Origin of the sequence: Micromonospora parastrephiae, assembly GCF_016802865.1 — a bacterium.
GTDB lineage: Bacteria > Actinomycetota > Actinomycetes > Mycobacteriales > Micromonosporaceae > Micromonospora > Micromonospora parastrephiae.
The window spans coordinates 26,111-41,896 of sequence record NZ_JAEVHM010000034.1; the positions used below are offsets into that span (position 1 = coordinate 26,111).

The 15,786-nt window shown below is 71.6% G+C and carries 12 protein-coding genes and 1 pseudogene; 11 read left to right on the forward strand and 2 right to left on the reverse strand.

Going from position 1 to position 15,786, the window contains the following annotated elements; translation table 11 throughout:
* The first annotated feature begins 102 nt into the window (after window positions 1–102).
* The 8 genes from JNW91_RS10230 to JNW91_RS10265 all read left to right on the forward strand — a co-directional run bounded on the left by JNW91_RS10230 (window position 103) and on the right by JNW91_RS10265 (window position 9,287).
* Window positions 103–645 (forward strand): hypothetical protein, encoded by a 543-nt coding sequence (locus JNW91_RS10230; protein ID WP_203174638.1) that lies wholly within the window; start codon window positions 103–105, stop codon window positions 643–645.
* Window positions 646–800: 155 nt separating this feature from the next.
* On the forward strand, window positions 801–1,373 hold the full coding sequence (locus tag JNW91_RS10235) for a hypothetical protein (RefSeq protein ID WP_407664303.1): 573 nt from the start codon (window positions 801–803) through the stop codon (window positions 1,371–1,373).
* A 361-nt stretch (window positions 1,374–1,734) separates the two neighbouring features.
* Window positions 1,735–4,575: a type I DNA topoisomerase gene (gene topA / locus JNW91_RS10240; protein ID WP_203174640.1), complete on the forward strand. Its 2,841-nt coding sequence runs from the start codon at window positions 1,735–1,737 to the stop codon at window positions 4,573–4,575.
* A 331-nt stretch (window positions 4,576–4,906) separates the two neighbouring features.
* A complete protein-coding gene (locus tag JNW91_RS10245) occupies window positions 4,907–6,259 on the forward strand; it encodes an FAD-binding oxidoreductase (RefSeq protein WP_203174641.1) in 1,353 nt (450 codons plus the stop codon).
* 61 nt (window positions 6,260–6,320) lie between these two features.
* Window positions 6,321–6,863, forward strand: a complete 543-nt coding sequence (locus JNW91_RS10250) for a TetR family transcriptional regulator C-terminal domain-containing protein (RefSeq protein WP_203174642.1) — start codon at window positions 6,321–6,323, stop codon at window positions 6,861–6,863.
* Between the two features lie 30 nt (window positions 6,864–6,893).
* Entirely contained in the window at window positions 6,894–7,196 is a 303-nt protein-coding gene (locus JNW91_RS10255; protein WP_203174643.1) for a hypothetical protein, read from the forward strand.
* Entirely contained in the window at window positions 7,196–8,176 is a 981-nt protein-coding gene (locus tag JNW91_RS10260; protein WP_238424715.1) for an NADPH:quinone reductase, read from the forward strand. The genes JNW91_RS10255 and JNW91_RS10260 overlap by 1 nt, the downstream gene beginning before the upstream one ends.
* A gap of 10 nt (window positions 8,177–8,186) precedes the next feature.
* The gene (locus JNW91_RS10265) at window positions 8,187–9,287 is read left to right on the forward strand and encodes a GDSL-type esterase/lipase family protein (RefSeq protein ID WP_203174645.1); all 1,101 of its coding nucleotides are present in this window, start codon (window positions 8,187–8,189) and stop codon (window positions 9,285–9,287) included.
* 3 nt (window positions 9,288–9,290) lie between these two features.
* Here the strand turns inward: JNW91_RS10265 and JNW91_RS10270 are convergent, their stop codons facing one another.
* Window positions 9,291–10,607, reverse strand: coding sequence for a D-arabinono-1,4-lactone oxidase (locus JNW91_RS10270; RefSeq protein ID WP_203174646.1), 1,317 nt, complete (start codon window positions 10,605–10,607; stop codon window positions 9,291–9,293).
* A 226-nt stretch (window positions 10,608–10,833) separates the two neighbouring features.
* On the opposite strand from JNW91_RS10270, the gene JNW91_RS10275 reads away from it, so the two are divergent.
* On the forward strand, window positions 10,834–11,436 hold the full coding sequence (locus tag JNW91_RS10275) for a TetR/AcrR family transcriptional regulator (RefSeq protein WP_203174653.1): 603 nt from the start codon (window positions 10,834–10,836) through the stop codon (window positions 11,434–11,436).
* A 21-nt stretch (window positions 11,437–11,457) separates the two neighbouring features.
* Here the strand turns inward: JNW91_RS10275 and JNW91_RS10280 are convergent.
* Window positions 11,458–12,663 (reverse strand): annotated as a pseudogene (locus JNW91_RS10280) (amino acid deaminase/aldolase).
* A gap of 148 nt (window positions 12,664–12,811) precedes the next feature.
* Between JNW91_RS10280 and tmk the strand changes: the two are divergent.
* Entirely contained in the window at window positions 12,812–15,067 is a 2,256-nt protein-coding gene (gene tmk, locus JNW91_RS10285) for a dTMP kinase (RefSeq protein ID WP_238424716.1), read from the forward strand.
* Window positions 15,067–15,786 (forward strand): DNA polymerase III subunit delta' (locus tag JNW91_RS10290; RefSeq protein ID WP_203174647.1); only part of this gene is annotated, 720 nt, incomplete at its 3' end. The genes tmk and JNW91_RS10290, both read left to right, overlap by 1 nt.

Below are 15,786 nucleotides of genomic sequence, written 5' to 3' on the forward strand. Positions count from 1 at the left end.
CGTCAACGGCTCCGGGGTCCCCCGGTCGACGTACGCGTCGGCCGGGGACCCCGGCCATCCGGACCGGTGCCACACCTGGCCAAAGGCCGTACGCTGCAACGCATGCGTACGTGCCGGGCGTCTGCCGCCGGAAAGTTCACGGTGGTCCTGGCCACGATCGTCGTCGTGCTCGCCGGCTGCGGAGGGAACCCCAGCCCGCGGGCCTGGGCGGCCACGGTCTGCGGCGCGCTCACCCCGTGGCGCTCCGAGATCAGCAAGTTGACCAGCAGCACCGACGAGCAGATGACCGCGCAGACCACGCCGGCGCAGGCCAAGGAGAACCTGGTGCGGCTCTTCGCCGGGGCGGAGCAGGCCAGCGAGACCGCGCGCCGCAAGGTGGAGCAGGCCGGCGTGCCGGAGACCGACAACGGCGAGGCGATCTCCGCCGGCTTCCGTAGCTCCCTGGAGAGGATGCGGGACGCGTACGGTCGCGCCCGGGACACCATCGACAAGCTGAGCACCAACGAGCCGGCCGCCTTCTACGACGGCGTGCGGGCCGCCGTCGAGACGCTCAACAAGGAGTACGACGCCGGCGCACTGGACACCAGCCAGCTCAACTCGGAGGAGCTGAAACAGGCCTTCGACGAGGTGCCGGAGTGTCGCTGAGCGGGCTCGGTGACACGCCGAAGGCGCAGCCGCCCCCGGCGCTGTTTCCCGCGCCCGAGCCCGACGCGCCCGCACCCGCGCGACGCCGCGCCGCCCCGCCCCAGTCCGACCCGCCGCGGAGCGGCCCGGTCCAGGCCGACGAGACCGGCCGGCAACTGGTCTTCTTCGGCGCGGACGCGGCCGAGCCGGCGGTCGCCGACCTGGCCGGACTGCTCGCCGGGCCGGGTGAGGTGGTGCGGATGGGCGGCACCGCGCGCCTCTCGGTGCGGGTGGACGCCGCCTGGCGGGTGCACGTGCTCGTCGCCGAACTGGGGCAGCGCGGGTTGGCGGCGAGTTGGGAGCCGACCGGGGACGAGCGACACGCCGTCCGTACGTCGTACACCCGGATCTTGAAACCGCTCGCGGCGGCGTGGCTGCACGGGCCGGCGAAACGCCCGCCGGCCACCTTTCACCTCACCGGCCGGCGGCTGCGGCTCTGGCTCGCGGCCGCCGGGACGCCGGAGCCGCCCGGCGGCTTCCTGCTGCGGCTCGGGGAGAGCGACCAGGAATGTTGGGAACCGGTGGGCGGAGCGCTCGCCGCCGCCGGGCTGGCCGGCACGCTGATCGGCCCGGACGAGGGCGGACCGGCGTACCGGATCACCGGCCGCCGCCGGTTGGCCCGGCTCGCCGAACTGGTCGGCGGGCCGCCGCGCGCCGCGCCGGCCGACGCATGGCCGAACCGGTCCTGAACGGGCATTCCGCCCCGGCCGGAGGCGGCATCGACCCGGCGGCGGGGTGTCCGGTGCCGGACAGTCCGCCGGGTTCATCCGGGCGGAAAACGGGCGGGCCGGACCTCGGCCGACGGTCCGCCATCATCACAGTGACCCGCTTCGAGCCCTACCCACGGTGTACGGTGGCGCCGTCCGGCAGTGCTGAGCGCGGCGGGGCGGGAGTTGACCGCCGCGCGGTGGCGGTTTGCCGCCCGCGAAACCCGAAACGCGGACGGCGCGTTACGTTGGACATCCGGACCGCCGGTGCGACGGCGGGGTCGAGAGCGGTCGCTGTCCGGGCGCCGGCAGGCCACGAGCAGGAGTGAGGTCGGGGAGAGACGTGCCGAGCAACGCTGGAACCACCCGTCTGGTCATCGTCGAGTCACCGGCGAAGGCCAAGACGATCTCGGGCTACCTCGGCCCGGGGTACGTCGTGGAGGCCAGCTTCGGTCACGTCCGCGACCTGCCGCGCAACGCCGCCGACGTGCCGGCCAAGTACAAGGGCGAGTCCTGGGCGCGACTCGGGGTGGACGTGGACAACGGTTTCCACGCCCTCTACGTCGTCTCCGCCGACCGTAAGCAGCAGATCAGCAAGCTGGTGAAGCTGGCCAAGGAGGTCGACGAGATCTTCCTGGCGACGGATGAGGACCGCGAGGGCGAGGCCATCGCCTGGCACCTGGTCGAGACGCTCAAGCCCAAGGTGCCGGTCAAGCGGATGGTCTTCCACGAGATCACCAAGCCGGCGATCCAGGCGGCGGTGGCCAACCCCCGCGAGATCGACCGCGACCTGGTCGACGCCCAGGAGGCCCGGCGGATCCTCGACCGGCTCTACGGCTACGAGGTCTCCCCGGTGCTGTGGAAGAAGGTCATGCCGAGGCTCTCGGCCGGCCGCGTCCAGTCCGTGGCGACCCGGATCGTGGTCGAGCGGGAGCGGCAGCGGATGGCCTTCCGCACCGCCGAGTACTGGGACATCCTGGCCACCCTCGCCGTGGCCAACGCCGGCGAGGGGCCGCGCACCTTCAACGCCACCCTGATCGCGTTGAACGGCGACCGGATCGCCACCGGTAAGGACTTCGAGCCCACCACGGGCCGCGTCCGGGCCGGTGCGGGTGTCGTCCACCTCGACGAGAGCGGGGCCCGGGGCCTGGCGGCCCGGCTCGACGGACGGCCGTTCACGGTCACCCGGGTCGAGGAGAAGCCCTACCGCCGCCGCCCGTACGCGCCGTTCATCACCTCCACCCTCCAGCAGGAGGCGGCCCGCAAGCTGCGCCTGTCCTCGCAGCAGACGATGCGCACCGCGCAGCGGCTCTACGAGAACGGCTACATCACCTATATGCGTACCGACTCGGTGAACCTGTCGGAGACCGCCATCTCGGCGGCCCGCCGACAGATTGTCGAGCTGTACGGCGAGCGCAGCGTGCCGCCGGAGCCGCGCCGCTACACCGGCAAGGTGAAGAACGCGCAGGAGGCGCACGAAGCGATCCGCCCGGCGGGGGACAACTTCCGCACCCCGGGCGAGGTGGCCAAGGAGTTGTCCGCCGAGGAGTTCAAGCTCTACGAGCTGATCTGGCGGCGGACCATCGCCTCGCAGATGACCGACGCGGTCGGCTCCAGCGTCTCGGTGCGCATCCGCGCGGTCTCCACCTCCCAGGAGGAGGCGGACTTCGGCGCGACCGGCAAGACCATCACCGATCCGGGCTTCCTGCGCGCGTACGTCGAGTCCAGCGACGACGAGAACGCCGAGGCCGAGGACGCCGAGCGCCGGCTGCCCACCCTCGTCAAGGACCAGCCGCTGACCGCCGACGAGCTGGCCGCGCAGGGCCACCACACCCAGCCGCCGTCGCGCTACACGGAGGCGTCGCTGGTCAAGGCCCTGGAAGAGCTGGGCATCGGCCGCCCCTCCACGTACGCGTCGATCATGCAGACGATCCAGGACCGGGGGTACGTCACCAAGCGCGGCCAGGCGATGATCCCGACCTTCCTGGCCTTCGCGGTGATCGGGCTGATGGAGCGGCACTACCCCCGCCTGATCGACTACGACTTCACGGCCACCATGGAGAACGAGCTGGACGAGATCGCCGGCGGTGACCACGCCGCGGTCGACTTCCTCACGGCGTTCTACTTCGGCAGCTCCAACGGTGCCGGCGACCAGGACATCGCCCGTTCCGGCGGGCTGAAGAAGCTGGTCACCGAGAACCTCAGCGACATCGACGCCCGCAGCGTCAACTCGATCCCTCTCTTCACCGACGACGAGGGCCGCGAGGTCGTCGTCCGGGTCGGCCGGTACGGGCCGTACCTTCAGCGCGAGCTGCCCGGCGGCGAACAGCCGGCACCGGCCGCGTCGGGCGAGGGCGAGGAGGGCGGCGCCCAGGGCGACCGGGCGCCGATTCCCGAGGGCCTGGCCCCGGACGAGCTGACCCCGGAGAAGGTGCACGAGCTGTTCCTCGGCGGCGGCGGTGAGCGCAAGCTCGGCGACGACCCCGCCACCGGCGAGCCGATCGTGCTCAAGTCCGGCCGGTTCGGCCCGTACGTGTCCAGCGGCGAGCGCAAGTCGTCGCTGCTGCGTACGCAGACACCGGACTCGCTGACCCTGGAGGAGGCGCTCAAGCTGCTCAGCCTGCCCCGGCTGGTCGGCGTCGCCCCGGACGGCGTCGAGGTGTTCGCCAACAACGGCCGCTACGGCCCGTACGTGAAGCGGGGCGAGGAGTTCCGATCGCTGGACTCCGAGGAGAAGATGTTCACGGTCACCCTGGACGAGGCGCTGGCCCTCCTGGCCGCCCCGAAGACCCGGGGTCGGCGTGCCGCCGCACCGCCGCTGCGTGAGATGGGTGCCGACCCGGCGACCGAGAAGCCGCTGGTGATCAAGGATGGCCGGTTCGGCCCGTACGTCACCGACGGTGAGTTCAACGCCTCGCTACGGCGCGGGCAGACCCCGGAGGCGCTGACCCTGGAGGAAGCCTCCGAGATGCTCGCCGAGAAGCGGGCCAAGGGTCCGGCGCCACGGAAGAAGGCGGCGGCGAAGAAGGCTCCGGCGAAGAAGGCCACGGCCGCCAAGAAGACGGCCGCCGCCAGCAAGTCCACGGCCGCGAAGAAGGCCACCACGGCCAAGGCGACGACCGCGGCCAAGAAGGCCCCGGCCAAGAAGGCTGCCCCCCGTAAGGCCGCCAGCAGCACGGAGTAGCCGCGCTCTGCGAGATCGTCGAGGAAAAGCGGCCCTTCCGGGGCCGCTTTTGCTTTGGGTGGATCCCGTCAGCACCCGGCGGGCACGAGTTCCACGTCGCCCCGGTTGGCGTAAAACGGACCGAATCGGGGTGCTTCGCATCACACTAGAGGCGGAAGATTCCTCGTTTTAATCGGTACGGTCGTACCGTATGGTCGTGCCGACGGCCGGGCGGACCCCGGCGGCACTCGGCCGGTGGCCCGGGAGACGACGACCCTGCGGCCCGTATCCAGCGCTCTGACCAGACCATCGAGGAAGGCCCGACATGTTTCCCCCCGCACGAATCCCATCCGTGCTGGCCTCTGTTCGAGGACCTGTCCTGTTCGCGGACGACGACGGCTTCACCGACGAGGCGGCTGTCTTCAACACGACCGTCGCCCATCGTCCGTACGTGATCATCGGGGCTACCGACGTGGCGGACGTGCGATCGGCCGTTCGCTTCGCGGCGGAGGAGGGCCGCTCGGTTGCGGTCCTCAACACCGGCCACGGCCCCTCCCTGAACGTCTCCCAGGACGCGGTGATGATCACTACGCGTCGCATGACGGGCCTGGAGGTCGACGGGGAGCAGTGGACCGCTCGGGTCGAAGCGGGCGTCACCTGGGGACAGGTGGTCGAAGAGGCCGCCAAGGTCGGGCTCGCGCCGCTCGCGGGTTCCTCCCCGCAGGTCGGCGTCGTGGGTTACACGCTGGGCGGTGGCGTGAGCGTCGCGATCGGACGGGCCTTCGGTTATGCGGCCGACCACGTCCGTGAGATCGAGATCGTGACCGCGGACGGCGAACTCCGCCTCGTCACACCGGAATCCGCCCCGGATCTGTTCTTCGCCCTGCTCGGCGGGAAGGGCAACTTCGGTGTCGTCACGGCGATGCGGTTCAGCCTCTTCCCAGTCCCGGAACTGTACGCGGGATTCCTCCAGTTCCCGGGTGAGAACGCACGTGAGGTGCTGCAGGCCTACCGGTCGCTCGCGGCCGACGCGCCCGACAGGCTGACGTCCTCGATCGTGTTTCTGCGCGCACCGGACCTGCCCTTCGTTCCGGAATTCATGAGGGGGAAGCTCAGCGTCTTCGTACGGCTCGCCTACCTGGGCCCGTCGGCCGACGGTGAGGCACTGATCGCTCCACTGCGGACGGTCGCCCCGGTGCTCGTCGACACCGTGACCAAGATGCCCATCGGGCAGATCGCCACCATCGCCAATGATCCGACCGACCCCGGCGCCGCCGTCGAGCATTTCGCCATGCTGGACGAGTTGTCGCCGTCCGCGATGGAAACGATCCTCGAACTCGCAGGTCCGGATTCCGACGGGCACATCACCCTGGTCACCCTGACCCACCTCGACGGCGCCTACGGAGACTCCCCGGAGAGGCCGAACGCGGTGCGACGCGATGTCGCCTTCGCGCTGCTCGCGTTGACCGTGGTCCCGCCCGGCGCGTCGGCCGTCGACAAGGACCTGGGACGGGAGCTGACCCGCCGGCTCACCAAGCCCGACGGCCGGAAGCACCCCAGTTATCTGTCGCCGGCGGACGCGGCCGTCGACAGCGTACGGCTGGCGTACGACGAGGCCACCTATGAACGCCTCCGGACCGCGAAGACCACCTGGGACCCGCGGAACATGTTCCGCTGGAACTACAACATCCCTCCCCGGGCGTAACGGCATGGCGATTCGAACAAGGCGTGCGGGCGGGGCGAAGCGGACTGCCGTCCTCGGGGCCGTGGCGGAGGTGCTCGCGTCTCGCGGCTACGAGAACACGCGGTTCGCGGACGTGGCGGCGGCCGGCGGCGTCGCGATCAGCACCCTGCAAACCTACTTCGGTTCGCGCGAAGACATGATCATCGAGGCGATGCGGGTCTTCACCGACCAGGAGGTGGACGCCCTGCAGGCGGCGTCCGCCGCCGAACCCGATCCGTGGCGACGACTGGTCGCGCTGGTGGACCGAAGTCTGCACAACTCGGAGAGAACGCGACAGATCCTCGTCGAGTTCTGGCGATCCGCCATGCGCGACGACGAACTCCGCGACTACAGCATGGAAGTGCAGACGCGTTACCGGGCGCCGTTTCTGGCCGCCGTGCGGGAAGGCGCTGAGCGAGGGGAGTTCACGCTGGCGCACGACGCCGAGTCCGTAACGGACTTCCTGCTCTCGGCCCTGGCCGGGCTGATCATCTTTCGCGTTCAGCGTCAGCCGTCGACGTTGCCCACGGAGTTCCGTGACGTCCTGTTGACCCAACTCAGGCTGATGCTGGGCGCCAGGAACTGAATGCGCAGCATCCGAACGGATCGAGGAGCGATGACGACCACCGTCGAGATCACCCGTTTCCGCGCGCCCGCGGCGCGCGCAGACGCCCTGCTGGCCGCACGGCCGGCGATGTTGCGCGACTTCCAGACCGATCGCACCGGCTTTCTCGGCGCGCGACTGATCCGGCTGGCTGCCGACGAATGGCTGGACGTCGTCTTCTGGCGCTCGCCCGAGGACTTCGCCGAGTCCAGGCGCCGGGGCGGCGACCGGCCTGGCATCCAGGCGTTCTTCTCGCTGATCGACGAAGTCGTGAGCGTCGAGGAGGGCACCACCACCGAACCGGTAGGTGGGTGATGCGCGCGGCCTGGTATGACCGGCAGGGCCCGGCGCGTGAGGTGCTCCAGGTCGGCGAGTTGCCCGATCGGTGGCCGGGTGAGGGCGAGGTCCGGGTCCGGGTGTCGGTGTCCGGGATTCACGTCGGTGACCTGGGTAAACGGCAGGGCTGGTGGGGGTCCACCATGCAGTTCCCCCGGGTCGTCCCGCACGGTGACGGCGCCGGGGTGATCGACGCGGTGGGACCGGGCGTGGACCCGTCCCGGATCGGTGAACGGGTCTGGGTCTACCTCGCCCAGTCGTACCGCCCCTTCGGGACCGCCGCCGAGCACACGCTGGTGCCCGCCCGGCATGCCGTGACGCTGCCGGCCAGCGTGCCGTACGAGCAGGGGGCCGGACTCGGCATCCCGGGCATCACCGCCCACCGGGCGATCTTCGCCGACGGGCCGGTGAACGGTCAGCGGGTGCTCGTGACCGGAGCCCTCGGCGCGGTCGGCCGGGCCGCGTTGGCGGTGGCCCGTCGGGGCGGCGCCATCGTGATCGCGACGGTGCGCAACCCGGACCAGGTCGAGCACGCGCTGGCCGCGGGCGCGCACCACGCGGTCGACACCGCCGGGGGCGATCCGGCCACCCGGATCCTCGAATACACCGGTGGGCAGCCGATCGACCGGGTGGCCGAACTGGCTTTCGACGCGAACCTGGCGACCAACCTGGAAATCCTCCGCATCGGCGGCGTGATCGCCACGTACGCCACCGGTGCGGCCGAGCCCCGCATCCCCTACTGGCCGCTCGGCTTCAAGAACATCACCGTCCGGTTTCTCAGCAACGACGACTTCCCGGAGCCGGCGAACGAGGCCGCCGCGACCGAGCTGACAGCCGCGCTGGTCGCCGGTGACCTGCGCTACCCCATCGCCGCCCGCTTGCCGTTGGCGGAGATCGCACAGGCACACGAACTGGTCGAGCACGGTTCGGCCGGGGGCCGGATCGTCCTGGATATCTGAGGAAACGCCCATGATCTGGACAGCAGGTTTTCGGACCGCGGTGATCAGTCCCTACGAGCAGCTCCAGTTCAGCGAACCCCGTGGCTTCGCCGACCAGACCGTTCGTCAGGTGCTGCACATGGCCGGCGGCGGAGAAGCCTTCCGCGTGCGCCTGACGAACCGCTACGGTCGCACTCCGCTGACCATCGCCGCCGCGACGGTCGTCGTCGGTGACCGGCAGGCTGTCCTCACCGTCGGCGGCGCCGAACGGTGGGTCATCCCGGCGGGCGGGGAGGCCGTCGCCGACCCGGTCGACCTTCCGGTTGCCGCAGGCGCGGATCTGGTCGTGAGCCTCTATCTCCCGGAGCGGACCGGTCTCGCCACGCACTCCCACAAACCAGCCGAGGTCGCTCGGATAGCGCACGGGAACCACGTCACGTCCTCCGTGTTCCCGTGGACCGAGCAGGTCGAGGCCCGGTACTACATCTCCGGCGTCGACGTGCTCGCCCCGCCGGACACCGCGATCGCGGTGGCCTTCGGCGACTCCTGGTTCGAAGGAGTCGGCACGACCACCAGCGCGAACCATCGCTCCGTCGACGTGCTCAACCGGCGGCTCCGGCGGGGGTGGGTCGTCAACCAGGGCATCGCCGGGAACCGCCTCCTGCGCGACGGGGTCGGCGAACACGCGCTGGCACGCTTCGACCGGGACGTGCTCTCGATACCCGCCGTGACCCACGTTCTGGTCCACTTCGGCATCAACGACATCGGTCTCCCCGGCATGCTGGGCGAACCTCCCACCACCGCCGACGCCCTCGTCGAAGGCTTCGGCGCTCTGGCCGACCGTGCCCACGGCGCCGGCCTGAAGATCCTCGCCGCCACCATCGGTCCCTTCGCGGGCGCCGGCCCTGGAATCAGCACGCCGGAGGGCCTGGCCGTCCGGCGTGCGGTGAACGACTGGATCCGTACGACCGACGCCTTCGACGCTGTCGTCGATGTGGCCCGAGCCGTCGCCGACCCGCGAGCCCCCGACTACATCCTCCCGGCGCTGGACAGCGGCGACGGCATGCACCTCAACGACCGGGGCGCCGGGGCCATGGTCGACGCCGTCGACCTGGACGACCTCGCCCTCTAGCCGTCAGGCGCCGAGGACGTGGGTCAGGTGGGGGTTCGCGAAGACGCGGTGGGGGTCCAGGCGGTCGCGGAGGGCCTGGAAGTCGGTGAAGCGGGGGTACGCGGTGGCCAGCGAGCCGGCGTCGCGGTAGTGCAGTTTGCCCCAGTGCGGACGACCGCCCAACCCGGCGGCCACCTCCTCGAACGCCCGGAAGTACGGCTCGTACGGCATGCCGACGTACTGGTGCACGGCGATGTACGCGTTGTCCCGGCCGTAGCCGTGCGACAGCCAGATGTCGTCGGCGGCGGTGAAGCGCACCTCGACCGGGAAGAGCACCTTGAACGGCAGCCCGTTCACGATCCGTTGGAGCGCGGCGAGCGCCTCGGGCAGCGCCTCGCGGGGCAGGCCGTACTCCATCTCGACGAAGCGGACCCGGCGCGGGGTGCAGAAGACCCGGTCGGAGCGGCCGGTGTAGTGGCGTTCGGTGAGCGCGCGGGCGGACACCGCGCTGATCCCCGGGGCCAGCGCCGGCACGGCCCGGCCGAGGCGGCAGGCGCCGGCGAAGACGGTGTTGGACAGGAAGTCGTCGTCCAGCCAGCCGCGCCAGCGGGGCAGGGGCCGGTCGTTGGCGGGTACCCGGTCGTTGGTCTTGACCTGGACCCGGGACGTGTACGGGAACCAGTAGAACTCGACGTGGTCGTGGCCGCCGATCAGCGCGGGTAGGTCGCCGAGCACGTCGCCGAGGGCGGCGGGGCGTTCGTGGGCGCGCAGCACGAAGGCGTCCACGCAGCGCAGGGTCACCTCGACCAGGACGCCGAGCGCGCCCAGGGACACCCGGGCGGCGGCGAGGACGTCGGGGTGTTCGTCCGCCGGGCAGCGCAGCACCTCGCCGGTGCCGGTGACCAGGGTGACGGCCTCGACGAAGGTGGACAGGCAGCCGTAGCCGGCACCGGTGCCGTGGGTGCCGGTGGAGATTGCCCCGGCCACGGTCTGCGCGTCGATGTCACCGAGGTTGGGCAGCGCGAGGCCGTGTCGGGCGAGCAGGCCGTTGAGCGCGTGCAGGGTCATTCCCGCCGGTACGGTGACCAGCCGGCGTTCGACGTCGACGCTGATGGTGCTGGTCAGTTCGGACAGGTCCATCCGTCGGTCGTCGGCGAGCGCGACCGCGGTGAACGAGTGGCCGCTGCCGGCCACCCGGATCCGGTGACCGGTCGCCGCGGCGTCGCGGACGGCTTCAATGACGTCCTCCGGCGAGGCGGGGCGCAGGATCGCGGTGGCGCTGCCACGCTGGTTACCGGCCCAGTTCGACCAGGGGGCGGTGAGCGGTGCGGTGCCGACCATGCGCGCTCCTCATTCATGAATATGAACTGACTTCATATCAGGAACGTTGTACCTGGTAAATACCGCAATTGCGGCCCGCTCGTTGTACCGGTAGTCACGGACTCGTGACGTGTAGATATGTTCATCCGTCGAAGGGGGGTGGCACCGAGTGTCCACACCAGCCGCCACGACCGGGCCGCTGCGCCGCGTACCGGTGCAGGGTCGAAGTGTCGCGCGGGTACAGCGCATGTTGGACGCCTGCGCCGAACTCGTCGACGAGGTGGGGTACGAGGGGCTGACCACCACCCTGCTCGCCGAGCGCGCCGAGGTGGCGATCGGGTCGGTCTACCAGTTCTTCCCGGACAAGCGGGCGATCGTGCAGGCGTTGACCCTGCGCACGATGGAGTCCTACCTCCAGCGGCTCGACGAGCGGTTCGCCTCCGACGAGATGACCCACTGGTGGGACGGCGTCGACGCGGGCATCGACGAGTACATCACGATGCACCGCACCGTCCCCGGCTTCCGTACCCTGCACTTCGGCGACGTGGTCGACCTGCACCTGCTCGACGAGCAACGGGACAACAACGGCGTGATCGCCGACCAGTTGGCCCGGGTGCTCACCGAGCGTTTCGGGCTCACCGACGTGCCGAAGCTGCGCTTCGTGCTGGAGATCGCGGTGGAGGCGGCGGACGCGCTGATCAAGCTCGCTTTCCGCCGGAAGTCCAACGGCGACGAGCGGGTGCTGCTCGAGGCCAAGGCGCTGATCCGGGAGTACCTGCACCGGCAGGTCGACGGCCGGGACAGCGACCGGTCCGCCGACCAGCAGGCCGAGGCGGCCCAGCCCGCCTGACCCGGTGCCGAGGTGGCGGCCTCAGAGGAAGGCCCGCCCCTCGCCCCGGTAGGTGGGCACGGTCGCCACGACCGCGTCCCCCTCGACCAGGTGCAGCTCGTTGACCCGTTCGCACAGCTCGCCGGCCTTGGCGTGCCGGAACCACACCCGGTCGCCGATGCTCAGGGTGGCCGCCGCCGGGCCGGCCAGCGGCGTCTGCACCTCGCCGGCGCCCTCGGTGCCGACGAGCTTCAGGCCGGCCGGCAGCCAGGGTCGGGGCAGCCGACTGTCGGCGGCCTGACCGGAGGCGATCCATCCGCCACCGAGCACGGTCGCCAGCTCCGGCGTCGGCCGACGGACCACCGCGCACGCGAAGAACGCCGCCGGGGTGGGCCGCCAGGCGCGGTAGGCGTCGAACAGCGTCGGCCCGTACAGGCCCGATCCCGCGGTGACCTCGGTGACCGCGGGATCGGCGCTGGTCGCCGCCACGCTGCCGGTGCCGCCGCCGTTGACGAACTCCAGGTCGGCGTGCTCGCGTACCGCCGCCACCGCCGCGCCCCGGCGGGCCAGCAACTCGCGGTACGACCCGCGCTGGGCCAGCCTGATCGCGCCGGCCAGCAGCCGTCCGCCCCGGCGGCGCGTCGCCCAGGCCGGCGATCTGCGCCTCGTACGACATGAGCCCGACGAGCCGAAGCCGGCCCGGCCGGCCACGGTGGCGGCGAGCGCGCCGGCCGCCCGGGCGCTGTGCACCGGTGAGCGGCGGACGCCGACGTGCACCCCGCGCAGCGGTCGCCAGGACGCGTCCAGGTCCAGGCAGAGCCGCAGCTCCGCGCGCTGCCCGGGGGCCTGGACGGCGTCGATGAGGTCGAGCTGCCCGGTGCCGTCGATCATCAGGGTGATCGCGGCGGCCAGTGTCGGGTCGGCGGCCAGCTCGGCGAGTGCCACCCGGTCCGCGCTCGGGTACGCGACCAGCACCTCGTCGCTCATGCCGGCGCGGACCAGCCAGATCGCCTCGGGCAGGGTGAACGCCATCACGCCCCGCCAGCCGGGCCGGCCGAGCGCTCGACTGATCAACTCCCGGCTGCGGACCGACTTACTGGCCAGCCGGACCGGTTTGCCGGCGGCGCGGTCGGCCAGGGCGGCCGAGTTGGCGTCGAAGGCGGTGAGGTCGACCACGGCGTACGGCGGGTCGAGGTGGGCGGTTGCCCGGTCCAGACGCTCGCGAAGTTTGTCGCTTTCGATAGCCACGTGTGCACGCTAACTGTCCGACGATGAATGCGAAATACCCTCGCGTACGTCCGGGCTGCGGCCGGTGCCTCCGGCGGCCTAGGCTCAGCGAGCAGGAGAATGTCGCCGGTGGGGCGGCCCCCACCGGGACTAGAGTGTTCCACCGGGGATGCCCAGCGATGGGCCGGCACGTGGAGGTACGGCCATCGAAAGCCAGAACAGCGGCGAGTCGCCCGGCGTGTCGCGTGCGGGCGACCAGTCGGGCAACGCCGCCAACCAGTCCGGCACCGGCCAGGTCGATCCGTCCGGTTATGCCGCGATCCGCTCGGTGCTGCGCATCCGGCCGTTCCGCCGGCTCTGGATCGTGCTCGGCGCGGCCTCCTTCGGTGACTGGCTCGGCCTGCTGGCCACCTCGGTCTTCGCCGCCTCCCAGGTGCAGGGCAGCACCGCGAAGGGCGCGGCCTTCGGCACCGTCATCGCCATCCGGCTGCTTCCCGCGCTGGTGCTCGGCCCGGTCGCCGGTGTGCTCGCCGACCGGTTCGACCGCCGCTGGACGATGGTCATCTGCGACCTGCTCAGGTTCGTCCTGTTCGCCTCGATCCCGATGGTGGCCCTGGCCGGCGTCAGCGGCGGAATCGTGGTCCTGTGGGCGACCATCGCCACCTTCCTGATCGAATCGATCACCCTGATCTGGATTCCGGCCAAGGAGGCCGCGGTCCCCAACCTGATCCCGCGCGCCCGCCTGGAGGCGGCCAACCAGCTCACGCTGATCACCACGTACGGCCTGACCCCGATCCTCGCGGCGCTCGTCGCCGCGGTGCTCGACCGCAGCGTCCGGGCCGTCGCCGGCGGCGACCTCGGTTGGGCGGAGCCCGCCCAACTCGCACTCTGGGTCAACTCCTTCTCCCGGCTGGCCACCGCTCTCGTGGTGGCGTTCGGGATCAAGGAGATCAGCCAGGCGCAGACCGGCGAGCGGGAGCGCACCGAGCAGAGCATGCGGCGCCAGTTCGCCGAGGGCTGGAAGTACATCGGCCAGACCCCGCTCGTCCGCGGTCTGGTGCTCGGCATCTTCGGCGCGTTCGCCGGCGGCGGCATCGTGATCGGCACGGCGAAGTTCTTCGCCGCCTCTCTCGGCGCGGGTGACGCCGCCTTCTACCTGCTCTTCGGTGCCATCTTCATCGGCCTGGCCATCGGCATCGGCCTGGGCCCGATGATCGTCAAGGAGATGTCCCGACGCCGCTGGTTCGGCATGAGCATCGTGCTGGCCAGCGCCGCCGTGATGACCCTCGCCTTCGCCATCCACCTGTCCATGGCGATCGTCGGCGCGGTGCTGGTCGGCGCGGGCGCCGGCATGGCCTTCCTGGCCGGCACCACGCTGCTCGGCGGCGAGATCAGGGACGAGGTACGCGGACGGGTCTTCGCGGTGGTGCAGATCGGCACCCGGCTGGTGCTGATCCTGGCCATCGGGCTGAGCAGCCTCCTGGTCGGTGTCGGCGGCTCCCGCAAGCTGACCATCGCCGACCTCGGCATCTCCGTCTCCTCCACCCGGCTGCTGCTGCTCGCCGCCGGTGCCGCCGGCATCTTCGCCGGGATCAGCGCGTTCGGGCAGATGGACGACAAGAAGGGTGTGCCGGTCCTCGCCGACCTCTGGGGCTCCATCCGAGGTCGACCGCTGATGCCGGCCGAGCCGTTCGTCTCCGTCGGACTCTTCGTGGTCTTCGAGGGCGGCGAGGGTGCCGGGAAGTCCACCCAGCTCACCGCGCTCGCCGAGCGGCTGCGTGACCAGGGTCGCGACGTGGTGGTCACCCGCGAGCCGGGGGCCACCGGCGTCGGACAGCGGATCCGGTCGCTGGTGCTGGACACCTCCGGCGACGAGGCGCCGTCACCACGCGCCGAGGCGCTGCTCTACGCCGCCGACCGGGCGCACCACGTGGCCACGGTCGTCCGGCCCGCCCTGGTTCAGGGTGGTGTGGTGATCAGCGACCGGTACGTCGACTCCTCCCTGGCGTACCAGGGCGCGGGGCGGACGCTCCCGGTCGACGAGGTCTCCTGGCTCTCCTCCTGGGCCACCGGCGGCCTCAAGCCGGACCTGGTGGTGCTGCTCGACGTCGAGCCGCACACCGGCCTGTCCCGGGTGGCCTCGCGCTCAGCGGGCCCCGACCGGCTGGAGGCCGAGTCGATCGCCTTCCACGAGCGCGTCCGGTACGCCTTCCTCGACCTCGCCGCCGCCGACCCGAAGCGCTACCTGGTGCTCGACGCGTCCCGGCCGGCCGACGAGATCACCGGGCTGGTCGTCCGGCGTGTCGAGGAGATGCTCGGCAAGCCCGGCGGCATCGTGCATCCCCGCCCGGCGCAGGGCCCGGACACGTCGGTGCAGCCGGAGTTATCCGACGCGGAGCTGGTGACGATGGAGCACAAGACCTGATGCCGGACGTCTTCGCCGACCTCGTCGGTCAGGACGAGGCGGTGGCCGAGCTGCGCCGGGCCGCCGCCGCGGCAGCGGCCGTGCTGCGTGCCGGCGCCGCCGACCGGGAGCCCGCGCTGATCCCGGCCGGCGGTGCCGACGCCACGGTCGTGCCCGGCGATGCCGCGTCCGGTGGGGTGGACCCCTCGACCGGGATGACCCACGCCTGGATCTTCACCGGCCCGCCCGGCTCCGGCCGCTCCGTCGCCGCGCGGGCCTTCGCCGCCGCGCTCCAGTGCGCGTACGGCAGCGGCTGCGGCGAGTGCCCCGGCTGCCACACCACGATGGGCGGCACCCACGCCGACGTGCGGATGGTGGTGCCGGAAGGGCTCTCCATCGGTGTCGGCGAGATGCGTGCGCTGGTGCTCCGCGCGGCCAGCACCCCGTCCGGCGGGCGTTGGCAGGTGGTGGTCATCGAGGACGCCGACCGGCTCACCGAGGCGGCCGGCAACGCACTGCTCAAGGCGATCGAGGAGCCTCCGCCGCGTACGGTGTTCCTGCTCTGCGCCCCGTCCACCCACCCGGACGACGTCTCGGTGACCATCCGGTCCCGCTGTCGGGTCGTACCCCTGCGGCAGCCGCCGGCCGCGGCGGTGGCCGAGGTGCTGGTCCGTCGGGACGGCATCGCGCCCGACGTGGCGCGGTGGGCGGCGGCGGCCGCACAGGGGCACGTCGGTCGG

Coding starts and splice junctions, on each gene's coding strand:
- JNW91_RS10230 (WP_203174638.1), top strand. CDS start 103: ATGCGTACGTGCCGGGCGTCTGCCGCCGGAAAGTTCACGGTGGTCCTG.
- JNW91_RS10255 (WP_203174643.1), top strand. CDS start 6,894: ATGACGACCACCGTCGAGATCACCCGTTTCCGCGCGCCCGCGGCGCGC.
- JNW91_RS10260 (WP_238424715.1), top strand. CDS start 7,196: ATGCGCGCGGCCTGGTATGACCGGCAGGGCCCGGCGCGTGAGGTGCTC.
- JNW91_RS10265 (WP_203174645.1), top strand. CDS start 8,187: ATGATCTGGACAGCAGGTTTTCGGACCGCGGTGATCAGTCCCTACGAG.
- JNW91_RS10270 (WP_203174646.1), bottom strand. CDS start 10,607: ATGGTCGGCACCGCACCGCTCACCGCCCCCTGGTCGAACTGGGCCGGT.
- JNW91_RS10275 (WP_203174653.1), top strand. CDS start 10,834: ATGTTGGACGCCTGCGCCGAACTCGTCGACGAGGTGGGGTACGAGGGG.
- tmk (WP_238424716.1), top strand. CDS start 12,812: ATGCCCAGCGATGGGCCGGCACGTGGAGGTACGGCCATCGAAAGCCAG.